This window comes from Marinobacter lutaoensis, assembly GCF_001981305.1.
Taxonomy (GTDB): domain Bacteria; phylum Pseudomonadota; class Gammaproteobacteria; order Pseudomonadales; family Oleiphilaceae; genus Marinobacter; species Marinobacter lutaoensis.
Genome location: NZ_MSCW01000001.1, coordinates 379,215 through 405,005, shown reverse-complemented (window position 1 = coordinate 405,005; position 25,791 = coordinate 379,215). Strand labels below are relative to the sequence as shown.

At 63.5% G+C, this 25,791-nt stretch carries 25 protein-coding genes; 11 read left to right on the top strand and 14 right to left on the bottom strand.

Annotated features, from left to right (window positions below):
* Nucleotides 1-17: 17 nt before the first annotated feature.
* The 6 genes from acpP to BTO32_RS01865 all read right to left on the bottom strand — a co-directional run bounded on the left by acpP (nucleotide 18) and on the right by BTO32_RS01865 (nucleotide 3,897).
* A complete protein-coding gene (acpP, locus tag BTO32_RS01890; RefSeq protein ID WP_076722742.1) occupies nucleotides 18-251 on the bottom strand; it encodes an acyl carrier protein in 234 nt (77 codons plus the stop codon).
* Between the two features lie 136 nt (nucleotides 252-387).
* Nucleotides 388-1,131, bottom strand: a complete 744-nt coding sequence (gene fabG / locus BTO32_RS01885) for a 3-oxoacyl-ACP reductase FabG (protein ID WP_076722741.1) — start codon at nucleotides 1,129-1,131, stop codon at nucleotides 388-390.
* Between the two features lie 15 nt (nucleotides 1,132-1,146).
* On the bottom strand, nucleotides 1,147-2,085 hold the full coding sequence (gene fabD / locus BTO32_RS01880) for an ACP S-malonyltransferase (protein WP_076722740.1): 939 nt from the start codon (nucleotides 2,083-2,085) through the stop codon (nucleotides 1,147-1,149).
* Nucleotides 2,086-2,194: 109 nt separating this feature from the next.
* On the bottom strand, nucleotides 2,195-3,196 hold the full coding sequence (plsX, locus tag BTO32_RS01875; RefSeq protein ID WP_076722739.1) for a phosphate acyltransferase PlsX: 1,002 nt from the start codon (nucleotides 3,194-3,196) through the stop codon (nucleotides 2,195-2,197).
* Nucleotides 3,197-3,238: 42 nt separating this feature from the next.
* Nucleotides 3,239-3,418, bottom strand: coding sequence for a 50S ribosomal protein L32 (gene rpmF / locus BTO32_RS01870; protein ID WP_076722738.1), 180 nt, complete (start codon nucleotides 3,416-3,418; stop codon nucleotides 3,239-3,241).
* A gap of 74 nt (nucleotides 3,419-3,492) precedes the next feature.
* Nucleotides 3,493-3,897 (bottom strand): YceD family protein, encoded by a 405-nt coding sequence (locus BTO32_RS01865; protein WP_245820235.1) that lies wholly within the window; start codon nucleotides 3,895-3,897, stop codon nucleotides 3,493-3,495.
* A 259-nt stretch (nucleotides 3,898-4,156) separates the two neighbouring features.
* Here BTO32_RS01865 and BTO32_RS01860 point away from each other — a divergent pair, with 259 nt between their 5' ends.
* Nucleotides 4,157-4,753 (top strand): Maf family protein, encoded by a 597-nt coding sequence (locus BTO32_RS01860; protein ID WP_076722736.1) that lies wholly within the window; start codon nucleotides 4,157-4,159, stop codon nucleotides 4,751-4,753.
* 7 nt (nucleotides 4,754-4,760) lie between these two features.
* Here the strand turns inward: BTO32_RS01860 and BTO32_RS01855 are convergent, their stop codons facing one another.
* From BTO32_RS01855 to rluC, 3 genes are read right to left on the bottom strand one after another with little or no spacing between them, the layout of a single operon-like run.
* Nucleotides 4,761-5,801: a S49 family peptidase gene (locus BTO32_RS01855; protein WP_076722735.1), complete on the bottom strand. Its 1,041-nt coding sequence runs from the start codon at nucleotides 5,799-5,801 to the stop codon at nucleotides 4,761-4,763.
* A 38-nt stretch (nucleotides 5,802-5,839) separates the two neighbouring features.
* Nucleotides 5,840-6,487, bottom strand: a complete 648-nt coding sequence (locus BTO32_RS01850; protein ID WP_076722734.1) for an HAD family hydrolase — start codon at nucleotides 6,485-6,487, stop codon at nucleotides 5,840-5,842.
* Nucleotides 6,484-7,548, bottom strand: a complete 1,065-nt coding sequence (rluC, locus tag BTO32_RS01845; protein ID WP_076722733.1) for a 23S rRNA pseudouridine(955/2504/2580) synthase RluC — start codon at nucleotides 7,546-7,548, stop codon at nucleotides 6,484-6,486. The genes BTO32_RS01850 and rluC overlap by 4 nt, the downstream gene beginning before the upstream one ends.
* A 608-nt stretch (nucleotides 7,549-8,156) precedes the next feature.
* On the opposite strand from rluC, the gene rne reads away from it, so the two are divergent.
* Both rne and BTO32_RS01835 read left to right on the top strand, forming a co-directional pair.
* Nucleotides 8,157-11,294 carry a ribonuclease E gene (rne, locus tag BTO32_RS01840; protein WP_076722732.1) on the top strand — a complete coding sequence of 1,046 codons (3,138 nt, stop codon included), beginning with the start codon at nucleotides 8,157-8,159 and terminating at the stop codon, nucleotides 11,292-11,294.
* A 2-nt stretch (nucleotides 11,295-11,296) separates the two neighbouring features.
* Nucleotides 11,297-11,839 (top strand): YecA/YgfB family protein, encoded by a 543-nt coding sequence (locus tag BTO32_RS01835; RefSeq protein ID WP_076722731.1) that lies wholly within the window; start codon nucleotides 11,297-11,299, stop codon nucleotides 11,837-11,839.
* A 7-nt stretch (nucleotides 11,840-11,846) separates the two neighbouring features.
* Here BTO32_RS01835 and BTO32_RS01830 read toward each other — a convergent pair whose 3' ends face one another.
* Nucleotides 11,847-12,713, bottom strand: a complete 867-nt coding sequence (locus BTO32_RS01830) for a PHP domain-containing protein (protein WP_076722730.1) — start codon at nucleotides 12,711-12,713, stop codon at nucleotides 11,847-11,849.
* A gap of 119 nt (nucleotides 12,714-12,832) precedes the next feature.
* On the opposite strand from BTO32_RS01830, the gene BTO32_RS01825 reads away from it, so the two are divergent.
* The 3 genes from BTO32_RS01825 to BTO32_RS01815 all read left to right on the top strand — a co-directional run bounded on the left by BTO32_RS01825 (nucleotide 12,833) and on the right by BTO32_RS01815 (nucleotide 14,214).
* Complete coding sequence (locus BTO32_RS01825) at nucleotides 12,833-13,132, top strand: YciI family protein (protein ID WP_076722729.1); 300 nt, start codon at nucleotides 12,833-12,835, stop codon at nucleotides 13,130-13,132.
* Nucleotides 13,133-13,251: 119 nt separating this feature from the next.
* Nucleotides 13,252-13,920 (top strand): TIGR04211 family SH3 domain-containing protein, encoded by a 669-nt coding sequence (locus BTO32_RS01820; RefSeq protein ID WP_076722728.1) that lies wholly within the window; start codon nucleotides 13,252-13,254, stop codon nucleotides 13,918-13,920.
* 3 nt (nucleotides 13,921-13,923) lie between these two features.
* Nucleotides 13,924-14,214, top strand: a complete 291-nt coding sequence (locus tag BTO32_RS01815; RefSeq protein ID WP_076722727.1) for a PilZ domain-containing protein — start codon at nucleotides 13,924-13,926, stop codon at nucleotides 14,212-14,214.
* Between the two features lie 60 nt (nucleotides 14,215-14,274).
* Here BTO32_RS01815 and rraA read toward each other — a convergent pair whose 3' ends face one another.
* Together rraA and ppsA are read right to left on the bottom strand one after the other, a co-directional pair.
* Nucleotides 14,275-14,754 (bottom strand): ribonuclease E activity regulator RraA, encoded by a 480-nt coding sequence (gene rraA, locus BTO32_RS01810; protein ID WP_076722726.1) that lies wholly within the window; start codon nucleotides 14,752-14,754, stop codon nucleotides 14,275-14,277.
* Between the two features lie 32 nt (nucleotides 14,755-14,786).
* Nucleotides 14,787-17,159, bottom strand: coding sequence for a phosphoenolpyruvate synthase (ppsA, locus tag BTO32_RS01805; RefSeq protein WP_076722725.1), 2,373 nt, complete (start codon nucleotides 17,157-17,159; stop codon nucleotides 14,787-14,789).
* Between the two features lie 177 nt (nucleotides 17,160-17,336).
* Here ppsA and ppsR point away from each other — a divergent pair, with 177 nt between their 5' ends.
* On the top strand, nucleotides 17,337-18,152 hold the full coding sequence (ppsR, locus tag BTO32_RS01800; RefSeq protein ID WP_076722724.1) for a posphoenolpyruvate synthetase regulatory kinase/phosphorylase PpsR: 816 nt from the start codon (nucleotides 17,337-17,339) through the stop codon (nucleotides 18,150-18,152).
* A gap of 36 nt (nucleotides 18,153-18,188) precedes the next feature.
* On the opposite strand, the gene BTO32_RS01795 is transcribed toward ppsR, so the two are convergent.
* Nucleotides 18,189-21,113: an insulinase family protein gene (locus tag BTO32_RS01795; RefSeq protein ID WP_076722723.1), complete on the bottom strand. Its 2,925-nt coding sequence runs from the start codon at nucleotides 21,111-21,113 to the stop codon at nucleotides 18,189-18,191.
* A 100-nt stretch (nucleotides 21,114-21,213) separates the two neighbouring features.
* Between BTO32_RS01795 and BTO32_RS01790 the strand changes: the two genes are divergently transcribed.
* From BTO32_RS01790 to BTO32_RS01780, 3 genes are all read left to right on the top strand, one after another.
* On the top strand, nucleotides 21,214-21,675 hold the full coding sequence (locus BTO32_RS01790; protein ID WP_076722722.1) for a hypothetical protein: 462 nt from the start codon (nucleotides 21,214-21,216) through the stop codon (nucleotides 21,673-21,675).
* 116 nt (nucleotides 21,676-21,791) lie between these two features.
* Entirely contained in the window at nucleotides 21,792-23,018 is a 1,227-nt protein-coding gene (locus BTO32_RS01785; RefSeq protein ID WP_076722721.1) for a PEGA domain-containing protein, read from the top strand.
* A 51-nt stretch (nucleotides 23,019-23,069) separates the two neighbouring features.
* A complete protein-coding gene (locus BTO32_RS01780) occupies nucleotides 23,070-24,143 on the top strand; it encodes a response regulator (protein ID WP_076722720.1) in 1,074 nt (357 codons plus the stop codon).
* On the opposite strand, the gene BTO32_RS01775 is transcribed toward BTO32_RS01780, so the two are convergent.
* Nucleotides 24,133-24,741 carry a nucleotidyltransferase family protein gene (locus tag BTO32_RS01775; RefSeq protein WP_076722719.1) on the bottom strand — a complete coding sequence of 203 codons (609 nt, stop codon included), beginning with the start codon at nucleotides 24,739-24,741 and terminating at the stop codon, nucleotides 24,133-24,135. The genes BTO32_RS01780 and BTO32_RS01775 overlap by 11 nt on opposite strands.
* A gap of 137 nt (nucleotides 24,742-24,878) precedes the next feature.
* Between BTO32_RS01775 and BTO32_RS01770 the strand changes: the two genes are divergently transcribed.
* Entirely contained in the window at nucleotides 24,879-25,730 is an 852-nt protein-coding gene (locus BTO32_RS01770) for a 6-pyruvoyl trahydropterin synthase family protein (RefSeq protein WP_076722718.1), read from the top strand.
* Nucleotides 25,731-25,791: the final 61 nt, after the last annotated feature.

Genomic DNA, 25,791 nt, shown 5'->3' with positions numbered 1-25,791 from the left:
TACAAATGCAGGGGTGATCAGGTATGCGCGACGATGTAGTCGATCGCGTCCTGAACCGTGCTCAGCTTTTCGGCTTCCTCGTCGGGAATTTCGGTTTCGAATTCCTCTTCCAGAGCCATCACCAGCTCAACCGTGTCCAGTGAGTCAGCGCCAAGGTCCTCGACAAAAGAAGACGTGTTCTGAACTTCGGACTCTTTCACGCCCAGCTGTTCACAAACGATCTTCTTCACGCGCTCTTCAACTGTACTCATAATGTCCTCACTTTGTGTGTCAACCAAGCAACATTCAATTGCTGGCAGTTTAGATTAAACCCCACCTGCAAACAAGCAGGGACTCAGTCAAACATGTTGCGCGACAAGGAGTTGCGCACAAAGCCCCGGGCGGAGCTTATCCCATGTACATCCCGCCGTTGACGTGGATGGTTTCCCCCGTCACGTAACCGGCGGCATCGGATGCCAGGAAAGCCACCACGGCGGCAACTTCCTCCGGCTCGCCCAGACGACCGGCTGGTATGATTTCCAGCATAGCCTCACGCTGCTTGTCGTCCAGTTTTTTGGTCATATCCGTGTCGATGAAGCCCGGCGCGACACAGTTGGCCGTGATGCCCCGGTTCGACATTTCTTTGGCTAGGCTCCGGGTAAACCCCTCCACACCGGCCTTGGCCGCGCAGTAGTTGCCCTGGCCCGGGTTGCCCATGCCGGCCACCACCGAGCTGATATTAATGATGCGCCCCCAACGGGCCTTGGCCATGCCCCGGAGCACCGCTTTGCTCAGTCGGTAAACGCTGGTCAGGTTGGTTTCCAGAACCGAGGTCCAGTCGTCTTCTTTCAGCCGCATCAACAGGTTATCCCGGGTGATTCCCGCGTTGTTGACCAGAATCAGCGGGCTGCCGCTCTTCTCGGTGAGCTCATTCAGGCCGGACTCTATACTGTCCGGGTCCGACACATCCATGACGATCCCGTAACCCTTGAAGCCGGCGGCCGCCAGCGACTGAGAAATCGCCTCCGCGCCGGCAGCGCTGGTGGCGGTTCCCACCACGTCGGCGCCCTGGGCCGCCAGGGCATGGGCGATGGCCTTTCCGATCCCCCGGGACGCGCCGGTCACCAGGGCAACTTTACCTTCCAAAGACATGCATCACTCCTTGTGTCAGGACTGCCCCAGAGCATCCAGGGCCTTGCTCAGCGAATCCGGCTCCTCGATGCCATACACCGGCAGCCCACGGTCAATGCGCTTGATCAGGCCGGCCAGCACCTTGCCGGTACCGCATTCCACCGCGGCCTGGACGCCCTCCTTCACCAGCGTCTGAACCGAAGCGGTCCACAGAACCGGGGAGTACAGCTGTTTCAGCAGATTCGCCTTGAGCGTGTCGGCGTCGGTTTCAGGCTGCGCGTGGACATTCTGCACCACCGGAATGACAGCGTCGTTAAAGCGCACCTCGTTCAGGGCTTCGGCCAGTTCCTCCGCGGCACCTTTCATCAGCGCACAATGGGACGGCACACTGACCGGCAGCGGCATGGCCTTGCGAGCTCCCTTGTCCTTGCAGGACTCAATGGCACGATCCACCGCTGCTGCGGCGCCCGCGATCACCACCTGGCCGGGCGCATTGAAGTTCACGGCCTCGACCACGTCGCCTTGGGCGGCCTCCTGGCACGCGGCGACGACGTCGGCGTCGTCCAGCCCCAGGATCGCGGCCATCTTGCCCTCGCCCGCGGGTACCGCCTGCTGCATCAGTTCACCGCGCAGCCGCACCAGCTTGACAGCTTCCACGAAGTCCAGGCTCTCAGCCGCCACCAGGGCGGTATACTCGCCCAGGCTATGGCCGGCGACAAACGCCGGCGCCTGACCACCGGCCACGAACCACTGGCGCCAGAGCGCGACACTGGCGGTCAGCAACGCCGGTTGAGTGACCATGGTTTGATTCAGCTCCTCCGCGGGGCCGTTCTGGCAAAGGTGCCAGAGGTCGTACCCCAAAACCGCGGAGGCGTCGGCAAACGTTTCTTCGATGATGGGCCAGTGACTGGCGGCATCCTTGAGCATGCCGACCGCCTGGGACCCTTGTCCGGGAAAAATAAAGGCTGATTTCATAGGGCGAATCTTATCGTCATTGAGGGGTTTCGTGAGATTAGCCAATAGTACGAGCCAGGCCAAATTATCCGTAAAAGGGCCGGCCGATAGAGGGCGACTTTAGTCTCAGCTAGAGCATCAAGTCGTCTAGGCGCTCGTTGATGCGACGGGGCACTTCCAGCTCCACCTCGCGCACGGCCTGGCGAATCGCGGCCAGCATGGCCCGCTCGTTGGCATTGCCGTGACTCTTGATCACCACGCCCTGCAGTCCAAGCAGACTGGCGCCGTTGTGACGGGAGGGATCCATCATCTGCAGCAGACGGGAAATGATCGGGCGAGCCAGCAGACCGACCAGGCGACCATAGAGATTGCGGGTGAACGCCTGTTCCATCAGCTCGATCAGCAGCCCGGCCACCCCTTCGCCAGTCTTCAGCGCGATGTTGCCCACAAAACCATCGCAGACCACCACATCCGCCACATCCCGGAACAAGTCGCTGCCTTCGACGTAACCGATGTAATTGATGGTGTCGCACTGGGCCAGCATATGGGAGGCCAGGCGCACCTGCTCGTTGCCCTTGATCTCTTCCTCGCCGACGTTCAGCAGCGCCACCCGGGGCTCCACCTGGCCACAGATCGCCGACGCCATCAGCGAGCCCATCAGAGCGTACTGGTAAAGGTTCTCGGCGGTGGAGTCAACATTGGCGCCAAGATCAAGGACATGGCATTTGCCACGGAGCGAGGGGATCAGCTTGGCGATGGCCGGTCGCTCAATCCCCGGATACATGCGGATGATCGTGCGACCGAACGCCATGAGTGCGCCGGTATTGCCGGCGCTGACACAGCCCTGCGCCTCACCGTCCCGAACCAGACGCAGGGCGACGGCCATGGAGGAGTTCTTCTTGTGCCGGAGGGCATGGGAAGGGCGCTCATTCATGCGCACGACATCCGCCGCTTCCACAATCCGGATGCGGGGATGGTCCTGACATAACAAAGCCTCGAGCTCACTCCGGATTCCCACCAGAATGAGGCTCAAGGCTTGGTTTTCCCGGACCGCCTGCAGTGCAGCCGATACCACCACGGCCGGGCCGCGATCGCCACTCATCGCGTCGACCGCGATCGTGACCGATTTCATCGACGGCCCTTCCGACACCGGGCGATGCCTACGCGGACAGGATTACTCGTCGCGAGAGGCGATAACCTGCTTGCCGCGGTAGAAACCGTCCGGAGACACGTGGTGACGACGATGAACTTCGCCGGTGGTCGCGTCCGTGGACAGAGTGGCCGCCGTCAACGCATCGTGGGAACGGCGCATACCACGCTTGGAACGGGTTTTGCGGTTTTGCTGTACAGCCATGATTATGCTCCTGACCTATTCGTAACAAGTGTGTTCGTCATAGCGCGCTGTCCCCGATCGGATGCCGCGCCAGTTCAGTGTTTCGTCCGCTTCAGCTCCGCCAGCACGCTGAATGGATTCTCTTTTCCCGCCGCCTTCTTCGGTGCCTCCGGCGAATGCTCGGGCTCGTAGGCTTCCAGATCGGCCCGGGCCGGACAGTCGTCGCGCTCGTGCAGCGGAAACGGCGGCAGCACGAGCAGCAGTTCGTCCTCGACCATGGCCCAGAGATCCGCGCTGAACTCGTCCGTCAAAAACGGCTCCAGCTCTTTGGGCAGCTGTTGCGCCTGCGCGTCGCTGGTCACCACGCCCAGAGTGAACCGGGACGTCAGCACTGCGGGCATGGCCTGCATGCATCGCTGACACTCCAGGTTGACCGATGCCTCGAGACTGCCCGAAACGATCCGGCGGCGCTCGGAGTCCATCGAAAAGGACAGACTCACGCGGCAGACCGCCCCGTCCTCAAAACCCTGAACCGCTTCGCGAAAACGTGGCAAGGCGCCGAGGGGAACACTTCCCTCCAGCGTACTGTTATGCTCCGCCAACCGATACGGATCGACGGTTCTGGGCAACTCGGCGTTTGAGGCACTTCTTGACATAGGCGCGCAATTTTAGGGACGTAGCCGGCTGCTGTCAAAGACTTCGTTCGCTTTTCCGGACGCGATAGGATACGGGAATTCAACCATGCATAGGACCCGGCACATGACTCCACGCCTGCTACTGGCCTCCTCTTCTCCATACCGCAGGGCGCTTCTTGAGCGCCTGGGACTGCCCTTCACCACCGCGAGCCCGGATATCGACGAATCCCCGCGGCCAGGCGAGTCAGGTAACCAGCTGGCCACGCGACTGGCAGAAGCCAAGGCGCTGGCATTGCGAGAGCAGTTCCGGGACCACTGGATCATCGGCTCAGATCAGGTCGCCAGCCTGCCCGACGGCACCCTGCTGCACAAGCCCGGAACCCACGAGCAGGCCGCCCGCCAGTTACAGGAAAGCAGCGGCCACAATGTGGTTTTCCATACCGGGCTATGCCTGCTGGATGCCACCACCGGCAACCGCCAGATCTGCTGCGAGCCGTTCAAGGTGCATTTTCGCCCCCTGGACCCAACGGAGATCGACAGCTACCTCCGGCGGGAGCAACCCTACGACTGCGCCGGCAGCTTCAAAATGGAAGGGCTGGGCATCACCCTGTTCGAGCGACTGGAAGGGCACGACCCGAACAGCCTCGTCGGCCTGCCCCTGATCGCGTTGAACCGGATGCTGAGGCACTGGGGCTGCAACCCCCTACTGGCGGCGGACTAGACCCACCTCAGTGCAGAGCCAGGCGCGCCTCCAGGAGCCGGGAAACCGCCCCCTCACCAAACGCCACGCCAAGCTGGTCCACGAGATCCTGCAACGGCGACTTCCGGTGACTGTAGTCGACCAGCTTCTCGGCGCCCACCACATCCCTGGCAACGTAGGAGGCGCTGCCCAGGCCATCGATCAGCCCCAGCTCCAGCGCCTGCTCGCCACTCCAGACCAGGCCGCTGAACAGCCGCTCGTCCTCCGCCAGGCGGTCACCCCGGCCGCGCTTGACCGCCGCAATGAACTGCTGGTGAGTGTTCTCCAGTACCGACTGCCAGAACGCCACCTGATCGGGCTTCTCTGGCGAGAACGGATCCAGGAACGCCTTGTTCTCGCCGGCGGTATAGAGCCGGCGTTCAACCCCCACCTTATCCATCAGGTCAGCAAAACCAAACCCGCCGGCGATCACCCCGATCGAGCCGACCAGACTGGCACGGTTGGCGTATATCTGATCAGCCGCCGCGGCGATGTAGTAGGCTCCGGAGGCGCCGATGTCCGAGATCACCGCATAGACTTTTTTGTCGGGGTGCTCCTCGCGCAGGCGCAGGATCTCGTCATAGACATACCCGGCCTGGACCGGACTCCCCACCGGACTGTTGATGCGCAGGATCACCGCCTTGGATTCGCTGTCCTCGAACGCCGCCCGGATCGCCGCCACCAGATTGTCCGCACTGGCCAGCTCGTCGGCTCCGACCGGCCCGGTAACATCCACCAGTGCGGTATGCTCCCCGGTCACCGACTCCAGCCCGTCCCCCATCGGAAAGCGGATGATGAACAGCAGAGCGAACAGGTAGACAAAGGTCAGGAGCTTGAAAAAAATCCCCCAACGCCGACTCCGCCGCTGCTCGGCCTGAAGCGACATCACCAGCTTCTCGATCAGACGCCAATCCCGGTCCGTTTCCGGCGGCAACGCCGGCTTGCGCCGCGACGCACCCGAGACTCGACCGCCCGCTCCAGCCGGCTCGTCACCCCATCCCGGCGTCTTGCCCGAATCCCACTCACTCATCCGCACACTCCCTCAGTCGTATCCATTCGGCCACGCACTCACAACCCGAGCACCCGGCGCAACTCCGCCACCGAATCCACGATGGCATGAGGATCATATTCTGACAACACATCCCGCCGATGCACGCCCCATTCCACCCCGATCGCCGGCATGCCGATGCGGCGAGCCATCTCCAGATCGTAACGGGTATCGCCGATCATCACCGCCTCCGTCGGCTCGATCCGATAAAACGCCAGAATTTCCTGGAGCATGGCAGGATCTGGCTTGGAGCGCGTCTCATCGGCACAACGGGTAATGTCGAAATGCGGCCCCAGGCCGCTGGTCAGCAGGGCGCGCTCCAGCCCCCTGCGACTCTTACCGGTCGCCACCGAGCAGCCCCGGCCCACGCGCCGCAGATCCGACAGCAGCTCCGCCATGCCGTCAAAAACATTGTGCGGCGTGGTCACCTTACTGAAGAAATAGCGGGCATAGTTCTCGCGGATTGCCAGCATTTCCTCCTGGGAAAGGCCGGGATACAGGGTTTCCAGCGCCTCCACCATGCCCAGCCCGATGATGTCCCGGTAGGCCTCCCGCTCAAGCGCCGGATAGCCCAGCTCGGTCGCGGCCTGATGAAGGCTGTCGGCGATATGCTCCACCGAGTCGACGAGGGTTCCGTCCCAATCGAAAATGACCACTTTGACGTTCATGCTCCCTCCCTCTGCCCTTGCGACCGCAGCGCCTGCAGCATCTGCTCGAATGATTCATCGTAGGGCGCCTCCAGCGCCATCATCTGCTCCGTACCAGGCATCCGGAATTCCAACCCCCGGGCATGCAGCATCAACCGACCGCCCCCCTGCGCCCGAAAGGCTTTCAGGCTGGCCGCATCCATGTATTTGTCGTCACCGGCAATGGGGTGCCCGGCCCAGGCGCTGTGAACCCGTATCTGATGGGTACGCCCGGTCACCGGCGACGCCTCGACCAAGGAGTAGCCGCTAAACCGCTCCAGGCAACGATAGCGGGTCACGGACGGCTTGCCTCCAACATCCACCCGCACCCGCCGCTCACCGTTCGGCATCTCGTAACGCAACAACGGTTGCGTCACCTCCGTGACCGACGCCGACCAGTCACCGGCGACCAGCGCATGATAGCGCTTGCGGATCCGCTTCTGCCGTAGCTCCTCCTGCAGGAAACGCAGGGCCGAGCGTTTCTTGGCCACCATGACCAGCCCCGAGGTGTCACGATCGAGACGATGCACCAGCTCCAGAAAACGACCTTCAGGCCGAGCCGCCCGCAGCACCTCGATCAGGCCGAAACTGAGACCGCTGCCACCGTGCACGGCAATGCCGGCAGGCTTGTTGACCACCAACAACGCCTCGTCCTCGTACACCACGGCCTGCTCCATAACCGCCTGCACCCGGGTGCCGGGCTTGACCGAGGGGGGCCGCTCCTTCTGGACCACGGGCGGAATCCGGACTTCATCCCCGGCCCGCAGCCGGGTATCGGGCCGGGCCCGCCCCCGATTTACCCGGACCTCACCCTTGCGCACGATACGGTAAACGGTGCTCCGGGGCACGCCCCGAAGCCGCGCCATCAAGAAATTGTCCAGCCGCTGGTCGGCCTGATCCTCGGTCACCATCACCCACTGAACCGACGGGCGGGCGCCCCCGGAACCCGTCGTGGCGGCCACCGGACCTTCGGCACGCCTGGAGGGCGATGACGGCGCTGCGGATGCGTTTCGCTGACGTTTGCTGGCGGGCTTGCGAGACATGAAACTCCTTGACCGGCTTCGCCGTGTTCGTGTTACAGGATTGAACGGCAGCCGCATTGCTGCTATATTCCGGCGTGCTCTGCCGTTTGTCTACGGCCTGACTTATCTCCAGCCAGAAGCCGGAGCGGCAGAAGTATACCGAGACACTGTGAGAGTTTGAACGCCGCTGCCCCGAGAAGCGGGGAACGGCCGAAGAAACGCTTCCGGAACCGTGCTTCCACGCAGGCCACGATCGGCCGCCGAAGCCCCGGGAGAATTGACGAAACCGTACGGAAAACCGACGGGCGACATCGCGAAGAATCGTTGCCACGCAGGGCCGGGCCGTCCAGCTTACAATACGACGTGAGACCCAGGCACCTGTGTGAACCTGAAAACGGATAACATGCGCCAACAGACACTCACCTTACACGTCCTCCCCCTGCCTACCGGCAGACGGGCCGTCAGCGGTGGTACTGAACCAGCAGAATCGCACCCCATAAGGGTCTGATTGGGTCTGGCCGCCGGCTGACACTGCTGTAATGCAGCCCGCGGCACGCACATCCAGCTTCGCAGATGCGAACCCCTCCCGGTTTTCTGTCAAAACCCAACGACAGGAACCTTTTCTTTCCATGAAACGCATGCTGATCAATGCAACTCACCCTGAAGAGTTGCGCGTCGCCCTGGTAGACGGACAACGTCTTTTCGACCTGGACATCGAATCCAGCTCCCGCGAACAGAAGAAAGCCAACATCTACAAAGGCCGCATCACCCGGGTTGAACCCAGCCTCGAAGCGGCCTTCGTCGATTTTGGCGCCGAACGCCACGGTTTCCTCCCGCTGAAGGAAATCTCCAAGGAATACTTCAAGAAATCCCCCGGCCAGATCGAGGGCAAGATCAACATCAAGGATGTGATCTCCGAAGGCCAGGAAGTCATCGTGCAGGTGGACAAGGAAGAGCGCGGCAACAAGGGCGCGGCCCTGACGACCTTCATCTCCCTGGCAGGGCGTTACCTGGTGCTGATGCCGAACAACCCCCGCGCCGGTGGCATCTCCCGCCGGATTGAAGGCGAAGACCGGGCCCAGCTCAAGGAAGCCATGAACAACGTTCAGGTGCCCAAGTCCATGGGCATCATCGTCCGGACTGCCGGCATCGGCCGCACCTCCGAAGAACTGCAGTGGGACCTCGACTACCTGGTCCAGTTCTGGGAAGCCATCACCCAGGCCGCCGCTGAGCGGAAGGCCCCCTTCCTGATCCACCAGGAAAGCAACGTCATCATCCGCGCGGTCCGGGACTACCTGCGCCAGGACATCGGCGAGGTACTGATCGACTCCGAGAGCGTGTACGAGGACGTCCTCAGCTTCGTCCGCGCCGTCATGCCCACGTTCGAAAACAAGATCAAGCTGTACAAGGATGAAATCCCGCTGTTCAGCCGTTACCAGATCGAAGGTCAGATTGAGACCGCCTTCCAGCGCGAAGTGAAGCTGCCCTCCGGCGGCTCCATCGTGATCGACCCGACCGAGGCGCTGGTCGCCATCGACATCAACTCCTCCCGCGCGACCAAGGGCCAGGACATCGAGGAAACCGCCCTGCAGACCAACCTGGAAGCCGCCGAGGAAATCGCCCGGCAACTGCGCCTGCGGGACATGGGGGGCCTGATCGTCATCGACTTCATCGACATGACACCGGCCAAGCACCAACGGGAAGTCGAACAGAAGATCCGGGAGGCGCTGGAGCTGGACCGCGCCCGGGTCCAGGTTGGCAAGATCTCCCGCTTCGGTCTGCTGGAGATGTCGCGCCAGCGCCTGCGCCCGTCCCTTGGCGAGACCCGCAGCGAAGTCTGTCCGCGCTGCGAGGGCCAGGGCACCATCCGCAGCATCGAATCCCTGGCGCTGAGCATCATGCGCCTGATCTACGAGGAATCCTCCAAGGAGAAGACCGGCGAGGTTCGGGCCATCGTCCCCGTTTCCGTGGCCACCTTCCTGCTCAACGAAAAGCGTCGCCAGCTGGCCGATATCGAAGCCCGCCAGAAGGTGAGCATCGTGGTGGTGCCGGTTCCCCACATGGAAACGCCGCACTTTGAAGTCATCCGGATTCGTGAGGACGAGTCGGCTCCGGAGCACATTTCCAGCCACCAGGTCGCCCAAGAATACACGGTGCGCGAGGACGACGCCTACGAGGTGCCAAACGCCGAAAAACCGGTGCGTGAACAGGCCGCAGTGAAGGCCATCCGGCCTCGCGCTCCGGCACCGACACCGGCCGCCAAACCCGCTGAAGAAGCCCCATCGGCCGAGGAAGAGGGGCTGTTCCGCCGGCTCGGTCGTAAGATCGCCAGCTTCTTTGGTGCCGATGACGCGTCCGGCGACCAAGCCGGCCCGCAGTCCAAGGCGGCGTCGCTGGAAGACCGCCGCAACCGGGGGCGCCAGGACCGCCGCAAGACCCGCGTTGCCCGGGATGAACCGCGCAACGGCGGCAACCGCAGCGGCAACGACCGCCGCCAGGGCGGCCGAACCGAGGACCCCCAGGGCCGGGGCCGCAGCCGCGCCGACGATTCGCGCAACAGCGCCAATCGCACCGACAACGGTGGCGACAAGGGCAGCGACGGTCGCCGGGACAACAAGGGCCGGAATCAGGGACGCAACCGCGCCCAGCAGCGGGACCAGAAAGACAACCGGGAGTCGAAGGAAACGTCACCGCGCGAGGTGAAGCCTGCCGCCCCGAAGGCCACCGAAACCAGCAAGGGCGAAACGCCAAAAGGCGCTTCCGCCGAGAAAGACAAGGCGAGCACCGACGACAAACGTCGCAAACCACGCCGGCAACGCAACCGGGATGGCTCTCCGGCAGAGGCGCCCGCTTCCACCCCCGCCGAACGCAAGGCGGAACGGAGCGAGAAGCACCTGAAGGACACGCAACCGGAAACGGCCCAGGAAGCCGCCCGCAAAGCGGAAGAAAAGCCGGCCAAGCGCGACGACAAGGCGGCCCCGGATGACCGGAAAGCCGACAACCTTGAATCGGTCCAGGCCGAGACTCAGGCATCGGCACCGGACGCGGTTCCGGCCACACCGGCTGACGCCGACGCCCCGGCCAAGCCGGAACCTGCGACGGCTACGGAGGAGGCCGGGACCGGCGATACCCCGGAACCGGCAGCCCCGGAAAAACCGAAAAAAACCAGCCGCCGGCCCGCCCGGTCCAAGTCCGATCGCGCCGCCAAAGCCAAACCCGAGAGCAAACCGGAACCGGCGGAGTCCGAACCCGGCAAAGAGGCCAGCGACACTGACGCCCGTCGTGAGCCGACACCTGAGGCCGGCGGGGATGCACCTGAGGCCGGTCGCGAAGCTGCGGCTCCGGAAACCCGCTCCGAACCCGAACAGCCGGAAGGGGGTGCCGAAACACCGCAACCCCAGCCGCTGGTCACGGGTCAGGAAGCCGAGCCCAAACCAGAACCGGCGCCACAACCGGAGCCTCAGGTCACGGCCGATCCGGCACAGCCGACCGAGACTGCCGAAGCCTCCGTGGCGGCTGAACGCGCCCCCGAAACGGAACCCGGGGACACCGGCGAGGCCGCCGAGCCGCAGCCCGAGCCGGCCGCCCCGGAATCGGAGTCGGGAACGGAGCCGAAAGACGGCGATAGTCCCCGGATTTTCATCGGCGACAGCGGCAAGCCGGAAATGGACCTGCCGGTCACACCGGGCCGTGCCTATAATGACCCGAGAGAGGTCCGGCGGCGCCAACGCGCGGCCGAGGAAGCCATGAAGGCCGGGAGCCATTGACCATGCTATCGAATTCCGACATTGCCGCGCTCGAAGACATCCTGTTCGCCGAGCCCTGGGGTGATCATGCCCTGGACTTCTTCGGTCTGCACGGGGTGGTCTGCGCCAGCGTGGTTGGTCCGGTTACGCTGAGCCCTGGCGAGATTTTCCAGCTCGCCACCGGCCTCGACACCCTGCCGGAAGGCGGGGTGCCCGAGAGCTTCGAGCGCTGCGTTCGTCAGCTGGCCCGCGACCTCACTCATGCCCTGGACATGGGGCAGTCGCTGGAACTGCCGGAGCCGGAAGACGACGACCCGATGAACGCACTGGAAAACTGGTGCGCGGGCTTCGTGGAAACTTTTCTGGAGTACGAAGAGCAGTGGCTGGAAGCCGCCAGCGAGGAGGAAACGGCGGACCTGATGGTCCCCATGATGACCCTCTCCGGACTGTTCGAGGACGAGGATTTCCAGAAAGTCCGCCAGAGCGAGTCCCTGTCCCGGCAGATGGCGGAAGCCATCCCGGACTCACTGACCGACCTGTACCTGTTGTATCACGCCCCGGAGTAACCGGGGCTCAGCAACGGACGGGCTCTCGGAAATGGTGCCAGACGGGCTCAACGCCGTCTGGCATTTTCATGATCTTCCCGAGTTCACACCACGCCGCCCCGGGAAAGTGGAAGTCACTGCCCTGGGACCCCCACATGCCATGACGCCGGCACAATTCCGCCAGGAAACCCAGATCGCCACTGGACTGCCCGGAGGTCGACACTTCCAAGGCCTGTCCGCCCGCTCGACGAAACGCCTCGGTCAGCTCCCGTAGCTTGGTGGCGGTGAGTTGGTATTTACGGGGATGCGCCAGCACGGCAATGCCACCGGCATCGACGATCCAGGACACCACCTCCGGCAGCTCCGGCCAGCAGGCCCGGACATCCCCCGGCTTGCCAGCTCCAAGATAACGCTTGAACGCCTGGGCGGCATCACGCACCACACCTGCCGCCACCAACGCCTGGGCGAAATGGGGGCGCCCCGGCACCTCCCCCCTCGCCGCCTCGGTGGCTCGGTCCAACAGGTCGCTCACTCCCAGACGTGCCAGCCGCTCAGCGATCATCGCCGCACGCGCCCGGCGATTGTCCACTTGGCGGGCGACCCGTGCCCGGAAACCCGGATCGTCCGGATCGAAATCCAGACCGACAACGTGAATGGTCCGGCCTTTCCATAGGCAGGACAATTCGATCCCCGGCACCAAGGTGATGCCGGCGGACATCGCCGCCCGGTGGGCCTCTGCCAGCCCCGCCAGCGTATCGTGGTCGGTCAGCGCCAGGTGGGTCACACCCCGCTCGGCTGCCCGGGCCACCAGGGCGGCCGGGGTCAGTGCCCCGTCGGATGCGGTACTGTGGCAGTGCAGATCAATGCAGGAACGGGTAGCTTGCGGTATAGTCACTGGAAATCGATATCCTGGTTGCGTGCGGTGTCAGGGTCCGGCCCGCCAGTTTACCAGCCAGGGCATCGCCTGTATTCCCCGGGGACATCGGGCCCTGGTTACCCAGTTTGGAGGAGTCCATGTATTACGCCATCATCAGTGAAGACGTCGACAACAGCCTGCCTCTGCGCCAGCAGGCCCGGCCGGCACACCTTGAACGCCTGCAGGTGCTCAAGGCCGAGGGACGTCTGCTGGTCGCCGGCCCGCACCCGGCCATCGACACCCCGGAACCCGGCGAGGCCGGCTTCACCGGCAGCTTGGTGATTGCCGAGTTCGACTCCCTCGACGCCGCCCAGTCCTGGGCCGATGCCGACCCCTACGTGGCGGCGGGCGTGTACCAAAAGGTCACGGTCAAACCGTTCAAGCCGGTGCTGCCGTAAGCGGCGCCCTGGATGAGTTTTTTGTAATGGGCCGTGGCTTGAACCCCGGTCCAGCTATGACAAAATTGCGTTTTCATTCCATCGTGAGCTGTTAACGTCAATCATCGGGAACGACTTTCGTGACGCCTTTTCGCCTGATTCTATGCCTTCTACTTGTCGCCTCTTCCCTGGCCAGCGCCCAGGCCCGGACAGTCTGGGTGGATGACAAACTTTACCTGCCGGTGCGCTCCGGTGCCGGAACCCAGTATCGCATCATCGAAAACGCCCTGCCCAGTGGTACCCCCCTGGAGGTTCTGGAAGTTGGCGAAAACTACACCCGGGTGCGGACCCCGAAAGGGACTGAGGGCTGGGTCGCCAGTCAGTACTTGAGCAACACCCCCATTGCGGAAGACCGCCTCAAGGCCGCCAACCGAGAACTGGAACAGGCCCGTGCCGAACTGAGCCGCCTCAAGGAACAACTGTCCCAGGTGACCGAGGAACGAAACGCCCTGAAGAGTTCAGAATCGTCCCTGGCGGACCGTTCGGAATCGCTGCAGGAGGAGCTGCAACGGATCAAGAGCATCGCCGCCGACGCCATCAACCTGGACAAGCGGAACCGGGAACTGGCCTCGGAGAACCAGAAACTGAGGAACGACCTGGAAGTGCTGACAGCGGAAAACGAGCGCCTGGAAGCCAGCAAGGAGTATGATTTCATGCTACTCGGCGCGGGTCTGGTCTTTGCCGGAGTCCTGCTGGCGCTGGTCATCCCGCTGCTGAAACCCACCCGGAAAACCGACAATTGGGCGTGAGCCATGAGGGACTATTCGGAAAAACGCGACTTCTACCGTATGCAGGTGGATTCGCCCATCGAGATCACCACCACCGAGGGCGAAACACTCACCGGCACCTGCCGTGATCTCAGCGCCGCGGGCATGCAGGTATACCTGGACCGGGCTGTGGCGGTCGGTGCTGAGCTGGTGACCGTACTGAGGTCCGCCGGCGAGCCCTTTCCACCGCTGGAAGCGGTCTGCGAAGTGGTTCGCTGCCAGGCCGAGGGCGATGGTTACCTGGTGGGACTGAATATCACCGAAGTCACTCGCTGAACAGCAAAAAGGCGGCCCACGGAGGCCGCCTTTTTGCTTTCGATGTGATGCGCGCGCCGGTTACACCAGCGGCTTCTCGGATACGATGATGCCGTTGTTATCCGCGTAGACGTAGTGACCCGGGTGAAAGGTCACCCCGTGAAAGGTCACTGGCACATTCAGGTCACCGATGCCCCGCTTTTCGGTTTTCCGGGGCACGGTTCCCAGGGCCTGGACGCCTAGGTGGGTCCGGCCGATCTCATCCACGTCGCGGATGCAGCCGTAAATGATCAACCCGGCCCAGCCGTTGGCTGCGGCTTTCTCCGCAAGCATGTCACCCAGCAGGGCGTTGCGCATGGAGCCGCCACCGTCGACGACCATCACTCGGCCATTGCCCGGCAGGCCCACCTGCTCCTTCACCACGGAATTGTCCTCGAAACACTTGACGGTCACGATCTCACCGCCAAAGGCTCGGATACCTCCGAAGTTGCGGAACCCTGGTGCCACCACCTGGACATCGGGGAATTCATCGCACAGGTCCGGCGTTATGATGTCTGTCACGTCGTTGCTCTCCTCTATATCCGGATAGTGGATCAGTCGATTTTTTCATCCGCCAGGAAGAACCAGGTATCCAGCACCGAATCCGGGTTCAGGGAAACGGAATCGATGCCCTGGTCCATCAGCCACTTGGCCAAGTCGGGATGATCCGACGGGCCCTGACCGCAGATACCGATGTACTTACCGGCCTTTTTGCATGCCTGGATGGCATTGGACAGCAACGCCTTGACCGCGTCGTTCCGTTCGTCGAACAGATGCGCGATGATGCCGGAATCCCGGTCCAGCCCCAGGGTCAGCTGGGTCAGGTCATTGGAGCCGATGGAGAACCCGTCAAAGTGCTGCAGGAACTGATCCGCCAGCAGCGCGTTGGCTGGCAGTTCGCACATCATGATCACCCGCAGACCGTTCTCGCCCCGCTTGAGGCCGTTTTCCGCCAGCAGTTCCACCACCTGCTCTGCTTCACCCACCGTCCGGACGAAGGGCACCATGACTTCCACGTTGGTCAGCCCCATCTCATTGCGTACTTTCTTCAGGGCACGACACTCCAGTTCGAAGCAGTCCCGGAAGGTGTCGGAGATGTAGCGGGACGCGCCCCGGAAACCGAGCATCGGGTTCTCTTCATCCGGCTCGTACAGGGTGCCGCCGATCAAGTTGGCGTATTCGTTGGACTTAAAGTCGGAGAGGCGCACGATCACCTTCTTCGGCGCGAACGCGGCCGCCAGGGTGGCGATGCCCTCCACCAGCTTCTCCACGTAGAACTCCACCGGCGAGGGGTAGCCGGCGATGCGTTTCTCCACCGTCTGCTTGATGTCCCGGGGCAGGCTGTCGAAATTCAGCAGGGCCTTGGGATGCACGCCGATCATGCGGTTGATGATGAACTCCAGCCGGGCCAGCCCCACCCCTTCGTTGGGCAGCGCCTGGAAGTCGAAGGCACGGTCCGGGTTGCCCACGTTCATCATGATCTTGAACGGGATCGCTGGCATGGAGTCGACGGTGTTCTCACGCAGTTCGAAATCCAGCGCCCCCTCATAGATCAGGCCGGTATCCCCTTCGGCGCAGGATACGGTGACCTGCTGGCCGTCCTGCAGCACTTCGGTGGCATCGCCACAACCGACCACAGCCGGAATGCCCAGTTCACGGGCAATGATGGCGGCGTGACAGGTGCGTCCGCCACGATCGGTCACGATGGCGGAGGCGCGTTTCATGACCGGCTCCCAATCCGGGTCGGTCATGTCGGTCACCAGCACGTCGCCGGGCTGAACCCGATCCATTTCGTTGATGCTGGTGATGATCTTGACCGGGCCGCTGCCAATCTTGTGACCGATGCTGCGCCCTTCCACCAGCACCTTGCCGGTTTCCTTGAGCAGGTAGCGCTCCATCACGTTGGCGGCGGCGCGGCTCTTCACGGTCTCGGGCCGGGCCTGAACAATGTAGATCCGCCCGTCGTCCCCGTCCTTGGCCCATTCGATGTCCATCGGACGGCCGTAGTGTTTCTCGATGATCATTGCCTGGCGCGCCAGTTCCTCCACCTCGGCATCGGTGATGGAGAAGCGGTTGCGATCTTCCGGGGCCACCTTTACGGTTTCCACGAACTCGCCCTCGCCCGGGTTGGAATGGTAGACCATCTTGATGGCCTTGCTGCCCAGGTTACGGCGCAGCACCGCCGGCCGGCCGGCCTCCAGGGTCGGCTTGTGAACGTAGAACTCATCCGGGTTGACCGCGCCCTGAACCACGGTTTCGCCAAGCCCGTAGGACGCGGTGACGAAAACCACATCCCGGAATCCGGACTCGGTATCCAGGGTAAACATGACGCCGCTGGCCGCCGTTTCACTGCGCACCATTTTCTGGATGCCGGCCGACAGGGCCACCAGTTTGTGATCAAAGCCGTGATGCACGCGGTAGGAAATGGCCCGGTCATTGAACAGGGAGGCGAACACCTCCTTCACCGAACGGCGAACCTGGGGCAACCCCACCACGTTCAGGAAGGTTTCCTGTTGGCCGGCGAAGGACGCATCCGGCAGGTCCTCGGCCGTGGCCGATGAGCGCACCGCTACGGCCATCTGCTCGTTGCCATCCTGCAGCTGGGTGAACGCCTGTGCCAGGGCCTCGTCCAGGGCCTGGGGGAAGTCCGTGTCGATGATCCACTGGCGGATCTGCGCGCCGACCCGGGCCAACTCGTTGACGTCGTTGACATCCAGCTTATCAAGGGCTTCGTCAATGCGGTCCTTGAGACCGTCGGTGGCCAGGAATTCCCGGTAGGCGTGAGCCGTGGTGGCGAACCCACCCGGAACGGTAACACCTGCGTTGGCGAGATTACTGATCATTTCGCCGAGGGAGGCGTTCTTGCCACCGACCCGGTCGACATCCGACATTCCGAGGTGATCAAACCAAATGATGTAATCTTCCAAAGCACGTCTCCCTTGAGTCTGTGTAGCTAAGAGCAAAACCGGGCCAGCGGCATTCAGTGGCCAATGCAGGCAATATCCACTGCGGGGTCTCGAACTTGGCGTGTATGATACTGTAACCTGCGGAAATTACCTAGGGACCTTGCCATCCCTGCCAGCAACGAAACCGGATACCACATCATGAGACGCACTGCCTTCTTCATTTCCGATGGCACGGGCCTGACGGCCGAAGCCCTTGGCCACGCCCTGCTGGCCCAGTTCGAGAAGATCGAATTCGAGCGGGTGACCATACCCTACATCGACAGCGAGGAAAAAGCCCTGGAGATGGTCAAGCGCATCAACAAGGCGGCGGAAACCGACGGCGAGCGTCCCCTGGTGTTCGACACCATCGTCGACAGCCACATCCGGGAGATCATCGGGCGCGCCGACGGCTTCATGGTGGACATCTTCGGCACCTTCCTCAACCCGCTGGAACAGGAGCTTCGATCCTCCTCCTCATACACCGTGGGCAAAAGCCACGCCATCAACAACGAAGGCAGCTATGAGCGGCGGATCAACGCCGTCAACTTCGCCCTCGACAACGACGATGGCGCCCGTACCCGGCACTACAACGAGGCGGACCTGATCCTGATCGGGGCTTCCCGAAGCGGTAAGACGCCCACCTGCCTGTACCTTGCGCTTCAGTATGGCATCAAGGCCGCCAACTACCCAATCACCGAGGACGACCTGGCCGACCAACGCATGCCCAAGGCCCTGAAACCGCACAAGGAGAAGCTGTTCGGTCTGACCATCGACCCGGAACGGCTGGCCACCATCCGGAATGAGCGGCGTCCCAACTCACGTTACTCGTCAATCCAGCAGTGCATGCATGAAATCGAGGAAATCGAGCTGATGTACCGGAGGGAGCGCATTCCCTACCTCAACACCACCGCCTACTCGATCGAGGAAATCTCGACCCGCATCATGGTGGCCACCGGGCTCAAGCGCCACCGCTGACCCGGAGCGGCCCGCTAAGGGCCGCTCCGGTCCGGGTTACAGCTCCCGGACGCTCATCCCCAGGGCTTCGACCAGACCCCGATTGTCGGCACTGGTGACCACCGCCAGGCTGGCGCTGTCCGGCGACAACCAGGTGTCCGCAACACGGCGCAGGTCGTCAAGACGGGTGGCCAGGACCCGTTCCCGGAACCTCGCCCGCTGTTCCGGGGTCCGCCCGAACAGGCGGTTATGGAAAGCATGGCGAGCGGCACCGGCGGGTGAGCGGGGCCGGTCCAGCTGGCCGATTACACCCAGAATCGCCTCCTCCAGCGCTTGGTATTCATGGGGTGTTTCCTGCAGCCAGGCCAGAGCCTGATCAAAGTCCTCCAGGGTATCCCCCAAGCGGGGATCACGGTAGGAGAAGAAGCGGAACACCCCATTCACACTGTCCTGACCGGCGCCGCCACCGTAAGCGCCCCCCTTCTCGCGGATGGCCCGGTGCAGATAACCGTTGCGCAGGAACACCCCCAGAACGGTCAGCGCCGCCGCATCCGGATGCTCCACCGGAACGGTGGGGTAGGCCTTGGCGCAGAAGTTCACCTGCGTGGTCGTGAGCCAGGCCTCGCGGGTGGTGTAGCTGACCGGTTCCAGGCGCCAGGGGTCCCCATCCTGGGAAGACGACGCCGACCAGCAGGACTTGAGGTCATCCACCATGGCGTCGAGGTGCTCCTCCTCGCCAATCACCAGGAATTGCCGGGACTGACGCGTGATCTTGTCGTGCAGTGCAGCCAGCCGGCCGCAGAACGCTTCCAGTGCGCCGGCATCGTTCAGCGACGCATCCAGCTGCTTGGTTCCCCGGATCGCTTCCAGTCCACCCAGCTGATAGGAGAGCCAGGCGCCGGCGCTCAGTCCCTGGGACGCCGCGCCCATGGCCAGGGCATGACCACTGCCGGTCACCGCCTGCACACGGCGGGCCCGGATCTGGGCGATGATTTCCCGGACCCGGTCTTTCTCGTCGAAACGGGCGCCGGTATATACGTCCCGCAACAACCGGGTCAGCTTGTCCCGGTTGCGGGCCAGCGCCTTGCCGCTGAACACCAGATAACCGGACAGGTCCTGAACATCATCAACCCGCCCCTTGGCGCTGAAGGCCGCGCTGATGCCGCCCGACTCCGCGGAAATACGGTCCTGCATCTGCAGGTAGTCCCGGTCGCCGCACCCCACCTCAGGAATCAGGGTGGTGTAGTACGGCAACAGCAACAGCTCGTCCCGGCTCAGGGCCGGAACCGGCACCACCACCTGTTGGTAAACCAGGCCATTGGTCCCTCGGGCATAGAGGGTGGCGGCGATATCGCCATCGTAACGGTACTCGGGCTCCGGCATCTGCAGGGGCACGTCGGACAGGTCCACCTTGGGCAGGATGGACGCGTCGTCCTTGCGCAGCTGGCGCTCTTCCAGGGCCTTGGCCTGAGCCACCAGCGCCTGGGCATCCGACTCCGTCAACGACTGCTTGCGACGGGCCAGGGCGTCACGGATGGCTTTCTGGCGCCGGCTTTCCAGCTGTTCGTCCGGACGCAGGGTAAGGGTGACCCGGTGCGGGTTGTCCAGCAGCTTGCCGCGGATCAGATTGGGGATATAGTCCGGGTTCCGGATTTTCTCGCGCAAGGTGGCCAGCACCGGTTCCAGATCAAGCAGGGCGACCGGGTCGCCGCCGTGTACCATCGGTCCGATGGCACTCATGATCAGTTGCAGGCCATAGGGGAAGTGGTCCCCGGAGATTTCCCGCTGATGCAGCTCCAACTGATGCAGGATTGCCTCCAGCCGCTCCTCGCTGACACCCTCCTCCGCCACCCGGCGCAGCGTGGACTCCACCAGCGCCTCGAGTGCCCGGGCATGCTCCGGCTCGCTGCCTTCGATGCCACACACGAAGGTCATTTCCCGGTTGGAGTCCTCCAGGCCACACATCGGCGACGGCGCCTGTCCCAGGTCCGTGGATTCCAGTGCCCGCATCAACGGCGACGCGCTGTTTTCCAGCAACACCGCCGACAGCAGCTGAGCCTCCATGTTCTCGAACAGGTCGAAGCTGTGTCCCAGCAGCCAGCCCATGACGATGTGGGTCTTGTTCTCCGTCCCCTCGCCCTCGCTGACCGGGTACGCCTGTTCCACCCGGATCGGCGCAAACATGCGCTTTTCATCCCGTACCGGCAGCTCGACTTCCTGACGGTCGAAGCGCTTGAGGGCCAGCGCCTCGAACCGTTCGTGGTGCTCGTGGGCCGGAATATTGCCATAGGTGGCAAAAATGGCGTTGCTGGGATGGTAATGATGTCGATAGAAGCGCAGCAGCTCGTCATAGCTCAGGTCCACGATGTGGTCCGGTTCACCGCCGCTGTTGTAGTGGTAGGTGGTGGTCGGGAACAGGTGGCTGGTGAGGTTCTGCCAGAGCTGGGAGGTGGGCGAGCTCATGGCTCCCTTCATCTCGTTGTAGACCACGCCCCGGTACACCAGGTCGGTGCTCGGGTCGTCCGGCTTCTCGAACTCCAGGCGATGCCCTTCCTGGGCGAAGTCCAGCGGGTCAAGCCGGGAGAAAAACACCGAGTCCAGATACACCTGCAACAGGTTGTCGAAGTCCTTGCGGTTCATGCTGGCGAACGGATACGCCGTCCAGTCGCTGCTGGTAAACGCATTCATAAAGGTGTTCAGGGACCGGCGGATCATCATGAAAAACGGGTCCCGGACCGGGTACTTCTCGCTGCCGCACAGGGCCGTGTGCTCCAGGATATGGGCGACCCCGGTGGAGTCCATCGGGAAAGTCCTCAGGGCCACGAAGAACACGTTCTCGTCATTGTCCGCCGCCAAGTGCAGGTGACGGGCACCGGTTCGCTTGTGGCGGTATTCCTCGATTTCCAGGTTGAGGGTGCCGATCCGGTGACTGCGAAGCTTCTCGAAGGCCGGATGGGTAGGGTTCTCGCTCACAGCAGCCATTCAATCTATCCTGTCGTTAACACAAATGGAGACTTGTAGGGTAACACGTCGAATCGATTATCATGCACAGTCCCGCAGACATAAAGGCAGCCCCACCCCCATGACCGATACCGAAAACAGCCTCCCAGCCGTCGACGCTCCGGAAGTGGCCGCCTACTGGGAGGAGCGCCGCCGCTATCTGGACCAGATTCGCAAGGTACCGGAAATCCGCCAGCGGTATTGGCGGGCCCTGGCTGCGTACCTGGCACGGCGCCTGCTCTGGTCGTTCGGTTTCTTTCCGGTCCTGCTCGCCTTCTGGATTCCGTTCGTCATGACCAGCTTCAACCCGGTGGTCCTGGCCTCGGAGCTGATTCCGCTGCTGGAAGCCTTCGTTGGCTCCAACCCCGAAGTCCAGGCCAACACCCAGAGCAGCCTGCTCATCGCCTGGGCATCCGTTGGTTTCTTCTTCCTGGTGTTTGATTTCGTTCTCACGCCGTTCCGCTCGCCCTACGAATACGAGGCCGATGTGTACATGAAAGCGTGGGAACAGCTCAACCATGACAGGCTTCCGGACAAAGTGTGATTTGCCCGGCATTCTGGATAAGTTCGCTGACTTTCTGTTACATACCGTTGCAAACGCTGGTTAATATGAGGAACACATCGGGATTCGCTTAGCCAGGATCAAGAGGTTCCTCCACCATGGTCGATTTCAGGCCGCTGCTGTTTTTCAATGCACTGGCACTGATGCTCCTGGTCACCGCGGGCTTCGCCTCGGTGCGCCAGACCCTGATCCCCACGCCCATGTCCCAGCCTCCAGCCCACACACCCGTGGCCAGCCCGCCCGCCCCACCCAGCGCAGCGCGGGAACCTTGGCCGGCGGCGGCGCCCCCCGCCGTGGCCGGGGACAAGCAGACACCGGCCAGAACCGAGCTCGACGCTGGCCCTTCCGAGCCACCACCACCGGAGGCGCTGCCGTCCCCGGTGCCCAAACCGACCACCGCCACCCTGGTGATCCGCTCCAATGTCTTGGGGGACTCGGTCACCATTAACGGGCGGGACTATGGCGCCACCCGCCTGGATCTGGACCTTGAGCCCGGCCGCTACGACATTGTCATCCGCAAACCCGGCTTCCAGCCCTGGCACCGGCAGGTGCAACTGCGGGCCGGGGATGAAACCACCCTGGTCGGCCGGCTGGTGGCCCTGACCACCGTCGACTTCCGCAACGGCACCTGGATCGGGGGCATCCGCACCGGCGACGGCACCTACCAGGGCGACACCGGCCTGCGCTACCAAGGCCAGTTCGTGGACGGCGCCTTCCATGGCCGCGGCACGGCCTGGTTTCCGGACGGCAGTCGGTACGAGGGCGACTGGGTCCGGGGCAAGCGCAGTGGCGAGGGCCTATGGCGGGGCGCGGACGGGGCCGAGTACACCGGCCAGTTTCAGGATGACCGGTTCCACGGCAAGGGCACCCTGACCCTGACAAACGGCGAGATCCGCAACGGTCTGTGGGCCGCGGGCGAGCTGAACGGTCCCGGCTCCCTCACTCGGGTGGACGGCACGCTCTACGTCGGAGGTTTTCGCAATGGCCGATTTCATGGCCGGGGCGTGCTCACCTATCCGGACGGCCACACCTACGACGGCGAGTTCTCCAACGGTGCCTATCACGGTGCCGGCACGGAAGTCTTTGCCGACGGCAAGAAATACGAAGGCCAGTACATCGACGGCGAATTCCACGGCACGGGACGGCTCAGCAACCCCAACGGCAGTTCCATCGAAGCCACCTTTCGCCATGGCAAGCCCTACGGCCAGGTCCGCCTGACCACGGCGGCGGGCGAGATTTTCACCGCACGCACCACCGAGCCGGGCGTGTGTTACCGGGACAAGAGTTACCGGGCCACCCAGTGCCCGCCGCTGGAAGGCTGGTAAGTCAGCGCCACGAAACCACGCATGATGGCAGCAACCGCTTGAGGAAGTGACATGGCAATCAAGAACGCTCTGCTGGTAGATGACTCCAAGGTCGCCCGGTTTGCCCTGAGCAAACTGCTGGAAAGCCGGGACATGCAGGTGAACATGGCGGGATCGGCGGAGGAGGCCCTGGATTTCCTCCGCCGCCACCAACGGCCGGACGTAATCTTCATGGATCACCTGATGCCGGGCATGAACGGCGTGGAGGCCACCAAGGCCATCAAGGGTAACCCGGAGACCGCCGACATCCCGATCATCATGTGCACTTCGAAAAAGTCCCCCACTTTCGTGGAGGAGGCCCGGAATTTCGGGGTTTACAACATTCTCACCAAGCCGCCCCACACGGAGGGCCTGAACCTGGTTCTGGAGCAGCTGGCCAGCGACGTGGCGGCCGGCAACCTGGCCAAGCCCGCGCCGGCACCCGCGGCCGGTCAGGGTACGACCGCCCCGGACGCGCCCCGGAACGGCCCTAACGCGGCTCCCACCACCAACGGCCAGGGCGACAGCCCCGCCCTGCCCCTGACCAGCGAGCTGATCGAACAGATTGCCCGCTCGGCGGTGAAAACCCACATCAATAACCGACTCCACGAGCTGCTGAGCGACCTGTTCGACGAACAGTTCGACCACCTCAAACGGGCACTGGAGGATACCCGCAGCCAGCAGGAAGCCCAACTTTCCGAACGGCTGGACGACATGGCCCGGCGCCTGGAGGCGCGGACCCAGGGGCTGCGCGACGACATCGCCGCCGAGATCAATCTGAACCTGAGCCAGGAACTGGCCAACCTGAAGCAGGCACTGGCCCGGCAATCCGGCTTCACCCGCGAGCACATGGCGGAGCTGAAGGACCACATCACCGCGGTGCAAACCATCGACACCGAGTTCTGGCAAACCCTGCAATCGGAAGCCATACAGCAGGCACATGATATTTCCAGGGAAACCGCCGAGGACATCGCCCAGCGCACCATTGACCTGTTCGTGGCACGGCAACGCGCGGCCAGCGCCCGGTTCTACACCGTCGGCCTGGCCATCAGCCTGTCGGTGTTCAGCCTCGGGATTGTCTGGCTGAGCGGCGTATTCAGCGGCTGAGGCGGGCGCACACCCGGGACCAGTCCGCCGGTGTATCGACGTCGTCCCGCACACCGGCAAGTGGCAGGCGGGTGGCGCCGGCCTCGGCCAGCAGCTGCCCGGCGCCACGATCTCCGGTCAAACCCCGGATCGCCGGCCAGAGTTCACGCGGCAGGTACGCCGGCACGCCCGGGCGGCCACCATAGTCCGCCGCCAGCGGCTGGCGCGGTTCGGCCCGGGCCAGCCGTGCCATCGCCGCCAGCGCCCGGAACTCCAGCAGCGGCTGGTCCAGCACCAGCACAAACACCCCACGGGTATTCGGGCCCAGGCTGTCGAGCCCGGCCTGCAGGGACGCCGACAGGCCCTCAGGCCAGCGCTCGCAGAACAGCCACCGGGCCGGCTGGCGCCGGCAGCGAAAGCGGATCAGCGGATACCTGGCACCGGCCACCACCCGGACCTCAGGGCTCAGCTGCCGGGCCTGTGCCAGGGCCCGCTCCAGCAGTGTGCCGCCTCCGGGTAACGGCAGCAGCGCCTTGGCCCGACCCATTCGGCGGGACGCACCCGCGGCCAACAGCAGCACGGGAAACTCAACACGGCCTGGCCGCGACTTCGATGACATGGTCAGGCGCCCCCTTGTGACGTCAGGATCCAAGCGGCGGAGCGCGCGTGCGGAAAGGAGCCTCACGATCCCCTGCCGGAACACCGGATTTTTGCTAGAATCCGCCCCATCACTCAACCTTACCCCCCGGACTCCCGATGGACCACCTCTTTGTCGACAACCTCACCGTGATTGACTTTGCCTACCTCGACGCCCGCCGGGGCCTGGTGGGCGAGAGCTGGATCGTGGACGTGGTGCTGGGCGGCGAGCTTGACGAACAGGGCATGGTGTTCGACTTCTCCAACGTCAAGCGGACCATTAAACGGGTCATCGATGAGCGGGTGGACCATCGCCTGGTCATTCCCCGGGGCTACCCGGGCCTGTCCTGGTCCGAGGAGAGCCCGGATACCTTCTCCTGGATCCTGGCCGACGGTCGCCGGATCGTGCACCGGTCCCCGGACGAGGCCGTCGTCTGGCTGTCCGCCGAACACGTGGTGCCCTCCGCCGTCGCGCGCCTGCTGGAACAGGAGCTGCGCGACGTGCTACCGGCCAACGTCACATCAGTGACGATCGACCTGCGGGAAGACGTCATCGAGGGAGCCTACTACCACTACGTCCATGGTCTGAAGAAGCATCTGGGCAACTGCCAACGCATTGCCCATGGCCACCGTTCCCCAATCCGCATCGACCGCAACGGCCACCGGGACCGGGAGCTGGAACGCCGCTGGGCCACGCGCTGGCAGGACATCTACATCGGCTCCGAGGAAGACGTGGTCCGCCGTCATGTCGACAGCACCGGGACGCCGTACGTCACCTTCGAATACGAAGCCAATCAGGGGGAGTTTGCACTGACCCTGCCGGAAGAGCGGGTCTACCTGCTGGACACGGACACCACCGTGGAGCTGATCGCTGCCCACATCGCCGATACCTTGAAAGGCGAGTTTCCGAACGACCGGATCCGGGTAAAAGCCTACGAGGGGGTTGGCAAGGGCGCCATCGCCGAGCGCTGAGAGTAAACGCGACGCCCGGGCTTTCCCGGGCTTTTTTGTACCCAGACAACAGGCACAAAAA